The 18,224-nt window shown below is 31.7% G+C and carries 15 protein-coding genes; 1 reads left to right on the top strand and 14 read right to left on the bottom strand.

Features of this window, described 5'->3' with window-relative positions; genetic code table 11:
- The first annotated feature begins 28 nt into the window (after nt 1–28).
- Nucleotides 29–1,168, top strand: coding sequence for a DUF4105 domain-containing protein (locus tag IRZ80_RS02860; RefSeq protein ID WP_194640046.1), 1,140 nt, complete (start codon nt 29–31; stop codon nt 1,166–1,168).
- A 1-nt stretch (nt 1,169) separates the two neighbouring features.
- Here the strand turns inward: IRZ80_RS02860 and IRZ80_RS02855 are convergent, their stop codons facing one another.
- The 14 genes from IRZ80_RS02855 to IRZ80_RS02790 all read right to left on the bottom strand — a co-directional run bounded on the left by IRZ80_RS02855 (nt 1,170) and on the right by IRZ80_RS02790 (nt 18,212).
- On the bottom strand, nt 1,170–2,564 hold the full coding sequence (locus IRZ80_RS02855; protein WP_194640178.1) for an exopolysaccharide biosynthesis polyprenyl glycosylphosphotransferase: 1,395 nt from the start codon (nt 2,562–2,564) through the stop codon (nt 1,170–1,172).
- Between the two features lie 58 nt (nt 2,565–2,622).
- Nucleotides 2,623–3,630, bottom strand: a complete 1,008-nt coding sequence (locus IRZ80_RS02850; RefSeq protein ID WP_194640045.1) for a glycosyltransferase family 4 protein — start codon at nt 3,628–3,630, stop codon at nt 2,623–2,625.
- Nucleotides 3,602–4,945 carry an O-antigen ligase family protein gene (locus IRZ80_RS02845; protein ID WP_194640044.1) on the bottom strand — a complete coding sequence of 448 codons (1,344 nt, stop codon included), beginning with the start codon at nt 4,943–4,945 and terminating at the stop codon, nt 3,602–3,604. The genes IRZ80_RS02850 and IRZ80_RS02845 overlap by 29 nt, the downstream gene beginning before the upstream one ends.
- Nucleotides 4,946–6,019 (bottom strand): glycosyltransferase, encoded by a 1,074-nt coding sequence (locus tag IRZ80_RS02840; protein ID WP_194640043.1) that lies wholly within the window; start codon nt 6,017–6,019, stop codon nt 4,946–4,948.
- Nucleotides 6,010–7,131, bottom strand: coding sequence for a glycosyltransferase (locus IRZ80_RS02835; RefSeq protein WP_194640042.1), 1,122 nt, complete (start codon nt 7,129–7,131; stop codon nt 6,010–6,012). Before IRZ80_RS02835 ends, IRZ80_RS02840 begins: the two co-directional genes overlap by 10 nt.
- A gap of 205 nt (nt 7,132–7,336) precedes the next feature.
- Nucleotides 7,337–8,089, bottom strand: a complete 753-nt coding sequence (locus tag IRZ80_RS02830; protein WP_194640041.1) for an FkbM family methyltransferase — start codon at nt 8,087–8,089, stop codon at nt 7,337–7,339.
- Between the two features lie 9 nt (nt 8,090–8,098).
- Nucleotides 8,099–9,103 (bottom strand): hypothetical protein, encoded by a 1,005-nt coding sequence (locus IRZ80_RS02825; protein WP_194640040.1) that lies wholly within the window; start codon nt 9,101–9,103, stop codon nt 8,099–8,101.
- A 5-nt stretch (nt 9,104–9,108) separates the two neighbouring features.
- Entirely contained in the window at nt 9,109–10,113 is a 1,005-nt protein-coding gene (locus IRZ80_RS02820; RefSeq protein WP_194640039.1) for a glycosyltransferase family 2 protein, read from the bottom strand.
- 3 nt (nt 10,114–10,116) lie between these two features.
- Nucleotides 10,117–11,655: a glycosyltransferase family 2 protein gene (locus IRZ80_RS02815; RefSeq protein ID WP_194640038.1), complete on the bottom strand. Its 1,539-nt coding sequence runs from the start codon at nt 11,653–11,655 to the stop codon at nt 10,117–10,119.
- The gene (locus tag IRZ80_RS02810; protein WP_228520782.1) at nt 11,652–12,845 is read right to left on the bottom strand and encodes a glycosyltransferase family 4 protein; all 1,194 of its coding nucleotides are present in this window, start codon (nt 12,843–12,845) and stop codon (nt 11,652–11,654) included. Before IRZ80_RS02810 ends, IRZ80_RS02815 begins: the two co-directional genes overlap by 4 nt.
- Nucleotides 12,846–12,884: 39 nt before the next feature.
- Nucleotides 12,885–13,802, bottom strand: a complete 918-nt coding sequence (locus IRZ80_RS02805; protein WP_194640037.1) for a hypothetical protein — start codon at nt 13,800–13,802, stop codon at nt 12,885–12,887.
- Nucleotides 13,803–14,279: 477 nt separating this feature from the next.
- Entirely contained in the window at nt 14,280–15,713 is a 1,434-nt protein-coding gene (locus IRZ80_RS02800) for an MBOAT family O-acyltransferase (protein ID WP_194640036.1), read from the bottom strand.
- A gap of 37 nt (nt 15,714–15,750) precedes the next feature.
- Nucleotides 15,751–16,830 (bottom strand): glycosyltransferase family 4 protein, encoded by a 1,080-nt coding sequence (locus IRZ80_RS02795; protein ID WP_228520781.1) that lies wholly within the window; start codon nt 16,828–16,830, stop codon nt 15,751–15,753.
- Entirely contained in the window at nt 16,812–18,212 is a 1,401-nt protein-coding gene (locus IRZ80_RS02790; RefSeq protein WP_194640035.1) for a hypothetical protein, read from the bottom strand. Before IRZ80_RS02790 ends, IRZ80_RS02795 begins: the two co-directional genes overlap by 19 nt.
- Nucleotides 18,213–18,224: the final 12 nt, after the last annotated feature.

Raw genomic sequence — 18,224 nt, 5'->3', positions numbered from 1 at the left:
CTTATTTTATATCTAAAAAAACAGCAAAATGAAAGCTCCCTTATTAAAAAAAATATTCGTTTGCATTCTTTTATTGGGTTCCGTTTATAATTTATCAGCTCAAGATATTTTGCTGTCAAAAAATGCACATGTCAGCATCCTGACCTGCGGTACTGGTAATGAATCCTATTCCTTATTTGGCCACACTGCTATAAGAATTAGTGATCTGGATAATAATTTTGATGTCGTTTATAATTATGGGAATTTTGATTTTAACACCCAAAATTTTGTGCTGAAATTCACAAAAGGAGATTTGGATTATTCTATTACTAATAATAGATATGTTGATTTTCTTGGTCAGTACAATTATGAAAAAAGAGATGTTTACGAACAGGAATTGAACCTTCCTTTAGAACTGAAACAGGAATTATTAGAAAATTTAGCCAAATCAATGCTTTCTGATGAACGTTTATATCAATATAAATTCATTGATAACAACTGCACATCAAAGGTAGTAGATGTGATTAATAAAACATTGAAAGGAAATCTAATCACAAAAAAAACATCGACTAATCAAACGTACAGATCAATTTTATTCCCTTATTTCAATAATCATTTTTATGAAAAGCTCGGAACGAGTATTGTTTTTGGGACAAAAGTAGATCAAGTGGGAACAAAAATATTCCTGCCTTTTGAGCTTCAGGAAAGTTTAAAACACATTCGATATAAAAATCAGCCTTTATGCAAAGAGAACAAAACAATATTAAATTTTGAAGAAGAAACTCCAGCTTCCTGGTGGAATAACAGTTATACTTATCTTTTTATTTTAGGATTTGTAACTCTGATAAACAAGAGAAGCATTGATTATATTTATTTGTCAATAATATCCTTATTGGGTTTATTATTTGTTTTTTTAGGCTTTTATTCTTTTCATCAGGAATTAGAATATAACTACAACGTACTTTTATTCAGCCCTTTTATTTTGGGCGTACTGTATTTTGCGAAAACAAAAAACTCAAAATGGACATACAAATTATCTGTTTTCAATATTCTGCTTCTAATAGTTTATTGCGGATTAATGCTGTCAAAAGTTCATTTACTCATTGTTTCTCCGATATTACTGACCAATTTATTTGTTCTATCCCGAATTGCTATTAGAAATAAAAAACGTATTCCAATAATTATTTAAATTACTGCCCCCTATAGAACAAAACTGTTGAAACGGTTTTAAAAGCAATATTTAAATCCAGATAAACACTTCTGTGTTTGATGTAATATAAGTCATACTGCAGTTTTATTAGACTATCCTCTAAGTTTACACCATAGGGATAATTAATCTGCGCCCAGCCTGTAAGTCCTGGCTTAATAATATGACGTGTTTCATAGAATGGCATAATTTGAGCAATTTCATTAACAAATACTGGTCTTTCTGGTCTTGGTCCAATCACAGCCATATCTCCTTTTAAAATATTGATAAACTGCGGAAACTCGTCGATTCGGGTTTTCCTTAAAAACTTTCCAAATTTAGTTACTCTGGAATCATTAACTTTAGCAAAAACAGCCCCCCCCTTTTCGGCATTCTTGACCATCGTCCTAAATTTAATTATTTTGAAAATAACACCATCTTTACCTACTCGTTTTTGAGTGTAAAACAAGTCCCCTTTGTTCCAGAAAGCATTACCAATAAGAATTATTGGAATTAAAACAAGTCCAAAACTCAATCCGATTAATGACAAAAGAATTTCAAAAAACCGTATAAACATCAAATATAATTTGTTTTGATTACTGCGGCTAAATGGAAAAAACCGATAAAAATCCCTAGAAATATACTGAACCGGAATACGCTGCGTTTTACTTTCATATACTTGTGTATATTCTCGAATACTCTTACCAGATTCCAGCAGTTTAAGCAGCTGATGATATAAATCAGTAGTGATTCCATCTGTTTTTTGAGAAGCCACCACTATTTCAGAAATACCATTTTTAGCTACAAATGAAATTAAGTTCTTTATTTCAATATGTCTCACATATTGAATTTCAAAATCGGAAGCTGAATCACTGTCAAGATTAATATATCCGATAATTTTATAATGAGGGTCGACGCTTTCTAATCCTGAAACAAGTTCTTTCACCTGATCCTTATCACATACCAAAACTGCATTTTGAACAAACCTGTTAGATGCTAAAAAATGAAGATAAATCATTCTCCATGCATATAAAGCTATAAAAAAAGTAATATAAAAAAAGAGTAACTGCAAGCGGTTTTTGGGCAACTCAGGAGAGAAAAACGGTGTTAATAAATAAAACAACACCGTAGAAGTAGTGGTTAAAATTGTACTTCGCAGTACTTGAAAATTATTGCTTGCTACCTGAAGGTTGTACATTTCAAAAATACCTCCAAATCCATTAATGTAAACGGCCAAAACAATAATCCAAGAGTAATTTGTTACTAAATATTGGAAATAATCAAAGTCTGAAACAAAACTCAAACAATATAATCCAAAAAATACAAATACTACATCAAAAAAACGTAAAAGCAGTTTACGCTCAGATATTTCAAAATGCATCTTTTTTGAATCATTCATCATCAACAGGAATTGTATTTCGCTGCAAGTTAATAATTATATAAAAAACAAACCTTTTTTATTTTAAAATTGTCAGCCATTTCTGCTTAACCTTCTGCCATTCAAATTGTTCTGATTCTCTTCTTGCTTCAGAGGTAATTTTGCTAAATAAAGCCGGTTCTTGAATTAATCTAACTATAGCATGAGTCATTTTATTAACATCCTTATCCGGAATCAATAATGAGTCTTTTTCGTTTTCTAATAAAAATGGTATACCTCCAACATCAGTAGAAACAACGGCTAAACCTAAAGACATCGCTTCTATCACGCTAACAGGCATGTTGTCAAAATGGGTTGTATTTATAAAAACATAATAATTTTTAGAAGCATCAATCCAATCTTTCTTAGACAATTTGCCTGTAAAAAGAACTTCAACATTAAGTTCTTCGGCTCTTTTTTTTGTTTCTAACAAGCTGCCATCTTTTTCAGGTCCAACCATACAGAGTGTAGCTTCTGGATATTTCTGTTTCAAACAAGCAAACACTTCAACAGCCATTATAGGATTGTATATTTTAGCAAAAGAGCGAACCCACAGTAAATTAGGAGATGCTTTTTCTCGTTTTAAAAATGGATACTTATCCAGTTCGATTGCATTTGCAATATGAATTACATTATCATATCCTTTGATTTTGAATTCATGGAGCAAAAAAAGAGAGGGAGCAACATTCTGAAAGGAATGTTTGAAAATCATTTTACTAATTTTAGGATTCTTTCTCAATCGGACTGTTAAGTTCCCACCGTGCAAAATAGGAATGTATTTAATTTTTAACAGGCGGCACAATTGAGAAGTGACAAAAGCATACCAAAAATTAGTTGTGCTATAAGTATCAATAAGGACATAATCAGCTTTTCTATATTGAAATATACTGCATATCATAGCAAATAATCGTAATACCTGATTTTTCTGAGAAGAACTATATCGCAGTTTAAAACCTTCTTGCTCCAAAAGGGGGCCAAGAGTTTCAATAGTGGTAGGTGTAACTCCATGCTTGGATAATTTATTCCCTATGTACAGCAGGTTCTTCAACAGTATAAACTTTTAATAATGAAAGTGCATAAACAAAAGCTGGTGCTGCTAATCTCATAGCAGCATGATTAATTGTTAACAGCCAAAAAACTAAAAAAGACAAAGCCAAAATATTCTGTCTATTAAACATAAATAAAAATATAGGAGTACAGAATAAAATAATTAAATCAATCAATCCAAGAGAACCATGTTCTGCCAGCATTCTAGTGATTTCGTTGTGTGAAGCCGATACAATTCCTGTTTTTTTTTCTCTGATTTCCTTATTCCTGCCCACTCCTACGCCCAAAATGGGATTGTCCCAGAACATCTGCATTTCCGAAGCAATGAGAGTTTCTCTTCCTGTTAACTGGCTCTTCTTTTCACGCCCTCTTGCATCTTGATTGGCATATCGTTTGTTAATCAATCCTCCCGTTTGCATAGAACTATATCCCCATACTCCCAAGCCTGCAACAAATGATGACATGATAATAATTCCTATCTTAAATTTCACAGCATAATTTGCCTGATAATACAACACTGCCAAAAAAATAAAAATCATTAATACAGCAGTCAATATACCTCCTCTTGAGAAGGTCACAATTCCCCTGAAAGCAAAAACGACAACCAATCCTGCATTAATTAGCTGCATTAATCTGCTTCTGGAATTTAGCACCAATTGAACAAAAAATATAAAAGCTCCTAATCCTAAAATAGTTGATACCTGATTGGGACCAAACCCGCCAGAAGTCTCAAAATTAGACTGCGTACCTGTTACCACAGCCTTGACGCTTGGTGTATATAAAAACAAGTAAACAGCAAGTGCTGCAAGTGGTATAGCAAATGCCGTAATTATCCCTAATAATCTGGTAAAAGATATTTTCCTCTGGTAACAGTATATAGCACTAAATCCCAAACAGACTGGACCTGATAAATTAAATGCAATTGCCTTTCTTACGTCTGTATCCAAATCTAAAGTTAGTGTTGCCAAAACAATTCCAGGAATTAATAACCCTAAAAATAACCAATACAAAAAAGCATTTTTAGAAAATCCAGAATAAATCATGCCCATAAACATAAAAACCAGCACACTATATTTACCATATTCATTAAGAAAACCTCCTCCTGTCATCCTCAAAAACACTTCAGCACTTACCACATATGCAGAAATCAGCAAAGCTTCATTATTTCTGTTTTTGGTTCTTATGATATAATAAATACCAAAAACAAATATCACAAGCGTATAAAGCTTTGAAATAAAAGGCAGTACAAATATCGCTATACCCAGCAGAGCGTGGAATAACAATAAGTAGATATAGGATAACTCTTCTTTCTTCATTTAACTATTTTGCAGCCAATTTAAATATTTTTTCATAACGGTCTCTTCTGTATAATCCCTCTGGATGGTATCAAAAAGAACTTTGCCAAAATCATCTCTTAAAATCTCATTTTTTATCAAATTAACCAAAGATTGATAAAATAAATCTTCTCTGTCTGCATCAACAATAAATCCATTCTTGCCATTCTGAACGATTGTTGAAATTTCGCCGACACGAGTAACAACAACTGCTTTTTTATACAAACCATATTCCAAAAGAGATACTGGTAATCCTTCTGATTTTGAGGTTAAAATTGCAATTGATGCCTGATTAAGTATGTTTCCTATATCTTGTTTGGAACCATACATAAAAACATTATTTTCTAAACCATATTCTTTAATTAATTGTTTTATCTGAACGGCATATTCATCTTCAAAATCTTTTCCAACCAAATGAAAAGTCCAGTCTGGATGAGATTCTTTTAGCTTTTGAGCCACTTTCAATAGTAAAAAATGATTTTTTTGTTCTCTTAAATTAGCCAAAGATACTATCCGTTTGCCTTCACCCCCATTTAAAATAGTATGATTAACAACATTTATATCCTTTACTGTGAAATTAGGCAAATAAATAACGTTTTTAGCTTTAAGCTCTATCTCAGACCAATATTTCAGTTGTTGATTCACAGCAACAACTCCTGTAAAAAAAGAAACTGTCCATTTTAATATTAAATGAGGTCTTGAAGCTAAAAATTCGTTATTCCCATAATGGTCATGCCGAATAATTAATAATGAGGGGCAAGTTAATTTCAATAAAAAAGCAAAGAAAAAAGAAGTGCTATGGGCATGAATATGAGTAATCTTATTTTTTAGAACAAAAGACCTAAATCTAAAAAGAGCAACAATATCCAGCTTCCTCTTTTTATTCAAAAACAAATAGGATACTTTTGGACTAACTTGCTGTAATAATGAACCTTCCTTTCGAGTAGCTGCCAATCCTGAAAATTCAATTTTATCAGCCAAGGCATTAGCATAATTAACTGCCATGCGCTCTGCTCCTCCCGCTTCTAAAGAATCAATTAATTGAACTATCCGCATTGCATTATGTTTTTTATTTCTGTATCAAAAACATCAAGTGTATATTTACGTGACCAATCAGAAGCCTTTTTACTTTTAGTAACAAAATCTAATTCGTTTTTTAAGAGTATTTCTAATTGCTGAACATCTTCATCTATTACCATTTGCAGCAACACCCCCCTATTTCCAAAATCCAGCATAAAAGGTACACAGGAAATTTCAGTTGCAATGGGAACACAGCCCCAAAACATTCCCTCGGCAATAGCTTTTGGCCAGCCTTCACTTTTGGATGGTAAAACAACAAAATGACTGTTTTGATAGGCTTGTTGAACAATATCTTTAGATTGATTTCCATTTAACGTTACAACTTTCCCTAAATTAGAATTTATAATATAACGTTCTATATTCTCTCGTTCCGCTCCTTCTCCATATAAGTTCAGATGAACGGAATATCCTCTCTTAAATAATTCTTCTGCCAATTGAATCGCATATAGTGGATTTTTACCTTTCACTAGTGCACCGACAAAAACAAAACGAATCGTTGGAGTTAACGATTTCTCTTGAATCATTTTTTTATCGGATTCCAAATAGGTCGCGGTAAAAAAAGGTTTTATATTTTTGGACTGATTTTCCCATTGCCCATAAACCAATACTTGCATATTTCTGGTCAAAAAAGTATTGCTTAATAACCATTTTTGCAAACAGTAACTCCAAGGCTGTTTGGATTCGGGATCCCAATTTCCGGCATACTTTGCTGTTTTTGGCTTACTTGGAAATAAAATCTGAACCAAACAGCCTAGTAATCCTATATTTCCGGGACAACGCAGATGGATGTGATCGGCTTGTTTCATAGCATTGTATATCTTCCAACTAATTTTTGATGCTTTTACAATAGAATTTATAACTTCAAAAAAACCTAACAAACTTATTTGTGGAATTGGAACAAATTGTACATTACTATGATTATACGAACAATCAATTCTTGATTTATTCATTTTTTGTAATGGAGCAACAATAATTAGCTCCTCAATATATTTTGACCAAATATTCATTTCGTTTACATATGGGGCATAAGCAAAATATTGATTTTGCAAATGAATATGTGAAACGTGAGTAATTACGGTAAACTTCATTTGTTAACTCTATTATAAAAAATCATCAACATTAAAATACACTTAATCAAAGTTTTCCTAAAGTAAATTCATAAAAAACTAGCTTTAAAAAATTTATCTAAGTTCTAATTTAGCTTCAAAAAAAATCTTTTTTATTCGCTCTCCATTATTTATTTAGAGACTTTAAACCCTTCATAAATAATTTTAGGGTCATATCCTTAAAAAATTAAAAAATATCTCTGTTGATAAATAATGAATTCCCACCATTCATTTGATGAAATGAAAAATTGTATTTACTTATAGTTCTAAAAAAACTTTTAGAACATCCCATTTTCATTCCATCATGAAGTTCAATTACGATACATTTGGTTACAGGAATCCAATTTTCATAATTACTTGCAAAGAGTTCTTTTTCAGCTCCTTCAATATCAATCTTTAATAAATCAATATATTCTAAATTATTCTCTTTTATTACTTCGTCAATCGTAATCGTTTTGATTGTATTTACAACGTTTTGCGAACTTGTATTATCATTAATTTCTGTTGTAAATCCCCAATTTCCAAAACCTTTATCAATTACATTCAAATTAAGATTTTCCTGATTAGATAATGCTCTTTTGAGTAAAACAATATTTTTATAATTTTTACAATTCATTTCTAGAATTTCAAAATTAGATTGTTCGGGCTCAATTGCTATTATTTTTACATTTGGATACTTTTTATTAAGATATAAAGATGTTAAACCAATATTAGCTCCAGCATCAATGATAATTTTAGGGATAAATCCTAAATTAACATCATATCCTTTAAAAGTAAACACTTGGTGAAAAGCTAATAAATCACTTGACTTCGACCTCAAATGTATTGGTGATAAAAATCCAGACAAATAAATCTTTTTTGATATTCTAAGTGAAATTATTAAATTAAAAAATATATATTTAATTCCTTGATTTAAACGGTTTATTATTTTTTTTATCATTTATTCTATTTAATAATTGTTTCTTGTTATAGATAATATTCTTTTTAAATAATTTTTTGGATGCAAATATTCGTTACTCCAGTCAAGATTATTTTGAGCTATTTTAAGGTATTTTTTATCTTTTAATAAATATTCAATTTTTTCGGGTATTTCTAAATAAGCTGAACGCGATGAAACCTTTTCATAATTAATATGTTCATTAAAATTTTCGACAGCAACATTTATTGGTGTTGTTACTACTGCTTGTCCATATAACAAGTATTCTCCAATCTTCCATCCGGGAGTATCTTTTAAACCATCATCTGCAATGCCGATATTACACTGTCGAAGAAGTCCAAAATATTCTTTTAATGATGTTTTATTTTTATCTAATAATAAATCTGGTGCTAATTTAGAGGATAGTAAATCAGGAAATAAACCTACTGAAGCATTTTTAAAATTCTTCCTTATTATTCTGCACGACTCTATCCTAAATTCATTTTGTAACCGTCTCCTTTCTTTTTCCTCCAAATCTATGTGATTGTCAGGATTCCACAATCTAGTATAAAAAATAACTTTACCATCATTATCCTTTGCTTTATTTAATAACCTTCTGACATCAATTGCATTATGTGATAAATTTGTAAAAGTATTAAAATAGTCAAGGGCTCTTATAATTTCAATTCTATTTATTTTATTTGTTAGAAATTTTAAATTTAACTTTGACAATAGTTTTAATGATTTATACGAATAATTTACCTGCAGATTGAGTGGAAAAACATTCTGATTCACATCTGCTATTTTCAATGATCTTTTTAGATAAAAATCATATTTTTGAGGATCGTCAATAAACTGAATATCATCAGAATAATCAAAATAAAAAGTTTTATTGCTAAAATAAAGTATAGCTCCGTTCCAAGATATTTGAGGATTAATCTGAACATCAAAATTAATATCATTTTCTTCACAAAAATATAGAGACGAAAAAACAATCATGTTATGATGAGGAGTCCAATGATGAAATTCTAATCTCATAACTGTTATTTTAAATTTATTTTTGGCTTATTAAAAATCAAACTCCACCAGCCTGCTGTTCTCCCTATCGTTTCGGTAAATGACTGTTTTCTTTGGTTTGTCGTCAAAGTATTGGAAAACCGAACTAAAGTCAATAATATAGTTATAGCATGCCACTTTAATTTTGCTCTTAGCAATGGTTTCGGATTCTTAACTCTCCAGACATACCAGCCGTTTCTTACCACCATTTTCCCGTAAAGGTATTGGTTAGGTCTGCCTGAAGCATCATGATAATGATTTAGATTAGCAGCCGTATTTACATACAACGTCCCCATTTTAGCCACTCGCAGCGTAAAATCAGCATCTTCGTACAAACCATACCCTTCAAAATAAGTGGAGAATTGTATCGTATCGAACACTTTTTTTCTAAAAGAAGAAACTCCTCCCATAAGCATTTCTGTTTGATAAATTTTACCGCTTGGAGGTAAAAAACCAACACTCCTGCCGTGAGAATACAATGACGAATATCCTGGGGGACAATCACTGTCTAAACCCAATTTTTTCCGAAGGACAAAACGGGAACCATCGTTTCGCTTCCAGCCATCAAAATAAAATTCATTTATCTTCGGATTATAAACATCCGAAACCTGCTCCCATTTAACTTCATTTGAAATATAACCTCCAGCTCCTAATGCTTCAGGATATACTTGATAGGTTTGCAGTAATTGCTCAAAATATTTTTTTTCTAAAACAGTATCATCATCCAAAAAACAGACAATCTCTGAACTGGAACTGACTTTCGAAATACCAAAATTCCTTTGTTTAGTAAGGCCTCTATCATTATCAGAAACCAAAAAATAAATTAAATTATCGAATTGATTTTCATTTAAAACTAATTCTGTTTCTAGATTGGTAGAACCATCAATAATCAAAATTTCGTCGGGATATACAGTTTGTTCCTGAACCGACTGCAGTAATTGCAACAAAGGTTTAGGGCGCATATAAGTACAGATAATTAAAGAAAATTTCATGATTTAATGGGTTCTTTTTCCTAAAGCCAATAACTTTTCGGCATAAAACAAGGATTTCTTAAATTGAATATTTTTATAAGGGATACGGATTAATCGGTATAAAAGAGATATTTTTTTTCCTTTCAAAAGATATAGAAAAAAATGTTTTTTCTTGTATTCTATAATTTGCTGAGGCGTAAAATGTTTTAAAATTCCATACATCACAGTCGGGCTCGGTACAGGCTTGATTCTTTTTACCAGAACATCTAATTCCCAAGGCTGTACTTTTCTTTTCTTCCCTGTAATTTTTGCTTGAAGTCCCCAAAATCGGTATCCTCCTGCAAGAGGTTTAAGATGCAGATTTACAGAAAAAGGATTATGCAATACCGTAACACCTATTTTCGATAAAGACATCCCAAAGTCGCTGTCTTCGCCGTAACCCCCATCAAAATTAACATCATTACCTGTCAGCTGTGATACATATTCCTTTTTTACACAGGAATTGGCATTACTGAACATTTGGGTACAGCCAGCAATCCATCTTTTATCTCCAAGTGTATTTAATTTATTTTCTAAATCTTGCAAATCTTGTTTTTGATGGTCGGCTCTAATATCCAGACCATTGCAGGCTCCCGAATTATTGGTTTGCAAAAAACGTATATGATTTTCTATAAAATCATTTGGAACTCTAATATCATCATCTCCAAAAACGATATAATCTCCCGTACATAAAGCAATCGCTTCATTTCTCGCCCGACAGCTCCCTTTGGATTCCTGCCACTTTACAATTAATTCAAAAGAATACTTTTTCTGTTCATATAAACTCTCATCACGATCATTTTCTGGTGTTGCATCAACTACAACTACTTGAGTAACCTTATAAGTTTGACAAGCTAAATCTTCTAATAATTGCAAAGTAAAATCTTGTCGAAACATTGTTGGAATAATGTAACTCACTGAAGAATTGCTTTCAATGGGTTGTAATTCCCTAGGTTTTAATACTGCTTTTGGTAATGTTTTTTTGAATTTATTTTTAGCATAAAAAAATGCGTCCCATTCTTTCCATTTCCAAAAACCTTTTCTGTAAATCATAAATAACGCATGATCTACTTTGAAATTTTTTATAAAAAAAGTATAGCGGTCTCTCGTTGATATATTTATTTTTTCTATTTCATTAATTGTAAATAAATCTTTTACATATAATGAAACTGCCCCAGAATTACGTACCGCATTGTAACCAAAATCTAATGCTTGTATCTGAGGGTTTTCATATTCATCATCAAAACCTTTTAGTGTTTCCCATGTTGATTTTCTAATAGCAAATGCATTAGGATTAATTCTCCAGCTCACACATTCCTCCAAATCATCAAAATCATTGATGTACCAAAAGAAAACCGCGGTTTGATATACTAATTCTGGAAAGGCATTTTTATAACCTTGTTCAAAAGAACTATGCCAGATATCTCCTGCTCCATTGGAAAGCTGTTCTAATTTGTCAAAATCTGGATTTCCATTATAATAAATAATTTCTCCTGAATTGGTTTTATATTCTTTTACTATCATCTTCGTGAGAACTGTTTATAAAATGCTAAACTCTGTTGTGCTACTGCCGAAATACTGAATTGTTGAGCCACTTTTTCTCTAGCCGAAATCCCAAATTCCTCTCGCATGGAAGTATTGCAAAGCAATGTATTAATTTTTGAGGCATATTCGGCATGACTCTTAGGATTAACCAAAAAACCATTGATTCCATCATCAACAACAGCTGTCGCCCAGCCGATATTTGAGGCTGCAATTGCTTTTTGCATCGCCATAGCTTCTATCCAAGAAACTGGTAACGCTTCCGCAAAAGAAGGAAACACACAGACTGCTGATTCACTAATATACTTTTGAATTTCCTGATAAGGCACACTTCCTAAATAACTAACATTAACCAAGGCATTTTCTGAAAACAATCGTTGCATCATTGCCCAAGTAGAAGGCGAACCCGAAATAATATCCGACACATCTTTCCCTACTAAAACTAATTTTGCTAATGGATTAAGTTTAATTAATTCAATAAAAATTAGAGGCAATTCCAAAAGCCCTTTTTTGCGAATCAAACTGCCAAAATACAAAACAGTATTTGGTACTTCTGCGATTGACTTATCCACTTCAAAAGAAGTAATATCAATGGAATTAGGAATAATTGTAAATTGCTTTTGTAAACCAAAAATACTATTCGTTTCATCTGCGGTAAACTGACTCACAGAAAGCAAAGCAACAGCCTTTTGCAAAGCCCTTTTTTCGTGAAATTTATTATTCCATTTGACGGGACGTTTATCTAAATTGCAAAAATAAGTATCGGAACCATGCAGTTTTATAACAATTGGGCATTTTTTAGGTTTAATAAACGAAGTAATTCCTGTCCAATCTGGCGCTTCAACTAAATCTATTTTTTTTTCAGAATAAAGTTGATTGATGATTTTTTCTATTTTTTTTTGAGTCAAAAACCAGGATAATCCTTTTACTTTTATATTTTTAATCTGCTGGATTACAATACCATCATCTTCAAAAACACTTTCCTCCTTCTGTCCATAAATTAAAACACGAACTTGACAGCCTTCCTCCAAAAGTCCTTTAGCTAAATTTCTGATACTCGTACCAATTCCTCCTGAATTTCCTGTTCTGGCATGTGGGTATTCTGGGGTCAGAAAAGCTATTTTCATCACTCCCGTTCGATCTTCAGAGGAAAAAGTAGAATTATTTTTCATTGATCTTGTAAATTATTAATAATTTTTAAATTCATTCTCTCACCTCTTTAGACTCCCTCTCCTATGGAGAGGGCTGGGGTGAGGAAAAAAATCTTTTATAATACGGGCGGTAAACATTTTAGCACCAATATCATTCATGTGCCCGCAAGATGAGAAATATTTATTTTCGACAACTGCATTTTCATAATTGTGAATCTCAGGATAAGCCTTTTGTACTTTATCAAAATAATTCATTCCTATAACATTTTCGCACATTGGTGTCATTATGGCAATGAAATTGATGTTGTTATTTTTGCAAATCTCCTTAATATCTTCGTAATATTTATTGTGAATCAAGGGTTTTAAAAGCTCTAAATTACCTTTCATATTCCCTTTCCCATTACTTTCCAAGGGATGGTATCCCAAATTTTGCAAATGACTCGTTTTTTTATTAATTGCATTAAAAAACATTTCCCTAAATCCTATCCGAGAATCAAACTTAATATAGCGATAAAATGGAATATAATATAAATAGTTAAAATCTTCTTCTCTTAAAAAATGTTCCTCTATGATTTTTGAATCATGTAAATAAGGCAAAAATCTGGAACAAATACCATCAGCACGATGCTCATTTGTCAAATTCAAATCGGCTTCCAGAATCACGTTCTCAATTTTATAATGACGCTCAATCATTAATTTCAATAACAGATCGGCTTCAAATAAATGCCCTCCGCTCATTCCATAATTAAAGGTTTTCAACCCCTTATCTTCAAACATTTGAGAGACAAAATGATTATTGGCTCGGGAAGAACCCAAAATGACTACATCATAATTTCTAGGTTTTGAATTGTAGACATAATCTATTTTTCCTCTACTAGATGATTGCAAATAAGCTTTGGTATATAGAAAATCTAAAACACTCAACAGTAAAAATACTGTCACTAGAATTAAAATAACTAAACGTAAAAATTTCTGCATTAAGATATTATTTTTAATATTATTTTTTAAACACATAGATGCATAGATTTGTATTGTGTTCAAAGAACGTTTCACTTTAAATAGAAACAATAATTAATCATTTTATAAATTACAAACATATTAGTTCCTATTCGATATTTATATTATCTTCTATGACTATCCCCGACTAGTACCATCTGAGAGAATAAATTAGTTGCTGGATATTTTTTTAACTTTATTATCTCTATTCTTTGCGTCTCTGCGCCTTTGCGAACCAAATTCCACGCAAAGGCACGGAGGCGAAAGAGTAATATTTTGAACATGTTAAATTCTTGGTATGCTACAGATAGTCATAGTATCTTTTAAAAATATAGAGAAATTTTACTATTTATAAAAAGATGATTCGCTCAAAATAGAACACCTTCTATAATTTAATTCTAAAAAATGAAATGCCTTTTCTCGTCCCCATAAACCTATGTCTCTATGTGTTTAAAAAAATCAAAACTGGAAATAAATAAACTCTTTATAATCCGAATAAGTGCCAATTGCAATAATAGCAACTAAACACAATGCCAATTTTGCATAGGAATATTTTCCCGAAATGGGTTCTATTTTCGTTCGGTTATTCCATTCAACCAAAACAAACAAACAAACCATAATCAATAATTCGTAATTGTATCTTTCATTGGAAAGGTATTGAGAAGTAAACTCTCCATTAACAAAGATTTTTTTCAAATACAAAACTGCATCAGTTATCGTTTTGGCTCTAAAAAAGACCCAAGCTATACACGAAAGTAAAAAGGTCATTATAATATTAAGTCGCACTTTAATGGATTCTAAATTCCAACTTAAGACTGTACTCTCGATATTATTCCTGTTTTTCTTCATCAGCAATAAAGGCAAAAAATAAACTGCATTGATAAATCCCCAAGCCAAATAAGTCCAATTAGCGCCATGCCAAAAACCGCTCACTACAAAAATGATAAACGTATTTCTGATTTTCATCCAAATTCCCCCTTTGCTGCCTCCCAACGGAATATACAGATAATCTTTAAACCAGGAAGAAAGCGAAATATGCCAGCGACGCCAAAACTCGGCAATATCTCTGGAGAAATAAGGATAGTTAAAATTCCTTAGCAGATCAATTCCAAACAGCTTAGACATCCCCAAAGCCATATCAGAGTACCCTGAAAAGTCCCCATAAATTTGAAATGCAAAATAAACAGCTCCCAAAATCAATGATAAGGAATTCATACTGTTATAATTATCAAAAATGGCATTCGCATAGGTAGCGCAGGTATCGGCAATAACTACTTTTTTCAGCAATCCCCATATTAATTGATAAAGTCCTTCTTTAGCAGTTTTATAATCAAAAGTACGCTTCACTTTTACTTGAGGAAGCAAATGTGTCGCTCTTTCGATTGGTCCAGCTACCAGCAGCGGAAAATAACTCACGAATAGCGAATAATCAATAAAATTATATTCGGCTTTAATGCGTTTATAGTAAATATCAATTACATAAGACAAGCCGTGAAAAGTGTAAAATGAAATGCCGACAGGTAAAACAACATCCAGCAAAAAGGGACTTGCCTTAAAACCAAAACCTGTTAGTAATTCGGTAAACGAGCTAGCAAAAAAGTTGTAGTATTTAAACATTCCTAAAAAACCCAGATTTACTAGGATACTCAGCCAAAACCAAAATTTTCGATTTTTTTCAGTCTGGCTTTTTTCAATCCGGATACCAGTATAATAATCCAAAAAAGTGGAGAAAACCAATAGAAACAAAAAACGCCAATCCCAGCAGGAATAAAAATAATAACTTGCAATAATCAATACTGCGTTTTGAGTGCTTTTATTTTTATTAAAAACAAACCAATAAAGTAAAAAAACAATTGGTAAAAAAACAGCAAAAGCCAGAGAATTAAAAAACATAAATAGATTGAAGGTAATTGAATGGGCAAATTTAAGATTAATTATGGATTTGTTCGAAATGCTGCTGCACCATTTCCTTTAAAGAAAACCGATTTTCGATGTCAATCCTCGTATTCAAATCAATTTTTTTAGTCCCTAAACAAACTTCTTCAATAATCTCCTTTAAAGCAGAAACATTTTTGGGGTCAAAAATATAACCATTAACGGCATTAGTCACAGCTTCTTCATTACCTCCAACGTTTGTAGTAATAACAGGTACATTCGCAGCTAAACTTTCTAAAATAGACAAACTGAAACATTCCATATGCGTTGGTTGCAGCATATAATCATAATGGCAATAAATAGATTTTAGCTCGGCTCTGCTTCCTTTAAAATTAAAACAAGCATCTAATGCCAATCTTTTGACTTTATCTTGCAAATATGTTCTATAAGGGCCATCACCATAAATATCGATAACCAATTCTTTTTTTATGGCTTCGGGCAATAAAAATACAGCCTGAATTAAATCTTGAATTCCTTTAGATTCCCGTAAATGTGAAGCTGTTAAAAAAACAGGTTTAGATTCGTTTCGTTTTTGTCTCACTTGGATATCATCTAATGCAATTCCATTGTGAATTACCCGAGTTTTATTTTTTATTTGAAATCCAAAATCTTTAATAAGCTCTTTTTTTGTATAATCAGAAACACCAATAAAAGTGTCAATGTATTTTGAATACAATAATCCTTTGATTTTTTTCTTTATTTTTTTCTGAAAAGAATAACCATTTATTGGCCTTGGATTATGATCTACTGCAATGATTTTTGTCTCAGGAATTTGCTTAGCTTTTTTAAAAAAAGGCGTACACAACTCTATAAAATGAGTGATGACATATTCATAATGCACATTATTTTGAGAACAATAATCTAGAAAAGAAGATTCGACAGTACCATTCTTGCTTTCTAAAATGGTGAGTTTATAATACTCTCCATGAATGGATACGTTGGGAAAAAACCAATCTGCCTGAATATTATTTTCTTTACATTTGGCATCAAACTGCCAGAAAAATTGATCCATTCCCCCTACTCGTTCCGGCAGAAGTTCATAATTGCAGATAACTGCTATTTTTCTTGACTCCATTTTTTTAAAGTTGTTGCGATTCTTTCAGAAGTTCCTGCGAGGGGTTTTCCAATCTGCATCTGAATTAACTGTTTTCTGTTTTCAGAGTCTGTATTGGGTTTCTCTAAATATAGCTTTATGGCATCAATGAGCTCTTGTTCGTTTTTGACAATCCTAGTTGCATTAGAATTTACCACCTTTTTAATATGTGGATATTCTAAAAACCGCTGATCATCATAAAGTCCATTTTTTGCATTCCCAAATACTGGATTTATAACCGATTTATCAAATTGCATAAAATCCAGACTCATAGTAGAAAGCATATTGACATTTAAATCCGAATATTCTAAAATACTTCGCAAATCTGTAACATCCTCTTTTGAAGGAATTCGCTGTGACCATTCTTCCTGATGTCCTTTTCTAGCTAAATGCCATTTGGGATAATTCCATTGTATAAAAGGATATTTTTTTACAAAAAGTTCAAATCTAATTGGGTCTTCTGCCGGCGATGTGCGGACGATAAGATTAACATTCTGAATCTTATTGTCCTGAATCGCCTCAGCAATTGTAGTGATATACAATTCATCATTTTTACTCGTTGAAATATCACCACAGCTAAAACAAATCGTTTTTTTGGAAGGTTCTAAATGGAATCTGGTATAGAAATCATTTTTCGCAATTTGATATCTTTCTAAAACGTAAGGTTCAAACTGAGGAGTACCCACGGCTGCAATATTTTGCGATTTTACTTTTTTATAAAAATGCAGTAATTCTTCTTTCATTAAATCACTCCAGACCAAGTAATAATCAAAGTTAGCTGCCATTCTTCCCTTAGATGCTAAATTGTCCCAGCTAAAAATAAAAGAAGCTGTTTTGACTTTCAGCTTCTCAGCCCAATAACCCAATGGTGCAATAAATGGTGGTCTTTGATGCGTAAAAAACAATATGTCAAATCTTTGCTTTTTTAAAATGCTTCTATAGTTTTTTACGATTGAATTATTCTTAAAAGAAAGCTGTTGCAATTTATTATAAAACTGGATATGGCTCTCGGAATAAAACACCGAGGTCCATTTAAAAATGAATCTGGTAGCAAAACCTCTGGGAGTTTTAGCTTTGGATTTATTAGTGTTCAAATTATCTGTTATTCCAAAATTATTGTTTTTATGCAATTGCAGATGAGCTATTTCTTTTGCTTTTCTAAAAAACCAAGTTGGGAACTTTTCCTGAAAAACGGCTAGTTCAATGACTTTTGATTTTTGCAGAAAACCTTCATAAACAGATGCTGGAAGGCAGGATAAAATAACTACCTCATCAAATTGCTGTTCTGCCTCTGATAAGAAATCACTTAAAATAAAATTCTTGAATCCAACGCCATCTGTTATTACTATTCCTAGTTTTTTCATTTATATAATTCC

It is taken from the genome of Flavobacterium sp. HJJ, assembly GCF_015351475.1.
Taxonomy (GTDB): domain Bacteria; phylum Bacteroidota; class Bacteroidia; order Flavobacteriales; family Flavobacteriaceae; genus Flavobacterium; species Flavobacterium marginilacus.
Note: the sequence above shows the minus strand (reverse complement) of the source record. Positions and strands in the feature narration are given on the sequence as shown.

Coding starts and splice junctions, on each gene's coding strand:
- IRZ80_RS02815 (WP_194640038.1), bottom strand. CDS start 11,655: ATGATAGTAAAAGAATATAAAACCAATTCAGGAGAAATTATTTATTAT.
- IRZ80_RS02845 (WP_194640044.1), bottom strand. CDS start 4,945: ATGAAGAAAGAAGAGTTATCCTATATCTACTTATTGTTATTCCACGCT.
- IRZ80_RS02790 (WP_194640035.1), bottom strand. CDS start 18,212: ATGAAAAAACTAGGAATAGTAATAACAGATGGCGTTGGATTCAAGAAT.
- IRZ80_RS02840 (WP_194640043.1), bottom strand. CDS start 6,019: ATGCGGATAGTTCAATTAATTGATTCTTTAGAAGCGGGAGGAGCAGAG.
- IRZ80_RS02830 (WP_194640041.1), bottom strand. CDS start 8,089: ATGATAAAAAAAATAATAAACCGTTTAAATCAAGGAATTAAATATATA.
- IRZ80_RS02795 (WP_228520781.1), bottom strand. CDS start 16,830: ATGGAGTCAAGAAAAATAGCAGTTATCTGCAATTATGAACTTCTGCCG.
- IRZ80_RS02825 (WP_194640040.1), bottom strand. CDS start 9,103: ATGAGATTAGAATTTCATCATTGGACTCCTCATCATAACATGATTGTT.
- IRZ80_RS02800 (WP_194640036.1), bottom strand. CDS start 15,713: ATGTTTTTTAATTCTCTGGCTTTTGCTGTTTTTTTACCAATTGTTTTT.
- IRZ80_RS02820 (WP_194640039.1), bottom strand. CDS start 10,113: ATGAAATTTTCTTTAATTATCTGTACTTATATGCGCCCTAAACCTTTG.
- IRZ80_RS02810 (WP_228520782.1), bottom strand. CDS start 12,845: ATGAAAAATAATTCTACTTTTTCCTCTGAAGATCGAACGGGAGTGATG.
- IRZ80_RS02855 (WP_194640178.1), bottom strand. CDS start 2,564: ATGAATGATTCAAAAAAGATGCATTTTGAAATATCTGAGCGTAAACTG.
- IRZ80_RS02805 (WP_194640037.1), bottom strand. CDS start 13,802: ATGCAGAAATTTTTACGTTTAGTTATTTTAATTCTAGTGACAGTATTT.
- IRZ80_RS02860 (WP_194640046.1), top strand. CDS start 29: ATGAAAGCTCCCTTATTAAAAAAAATATTCGTTTGCATTCTTTTATTG.
- IRZ80_RS02835 (WP_194640042.1), bottom strand. CDS start 7,131: ATGAAGTTTACCGTAATTACTCACGTTTCACATATTCATTTGCAAAAT.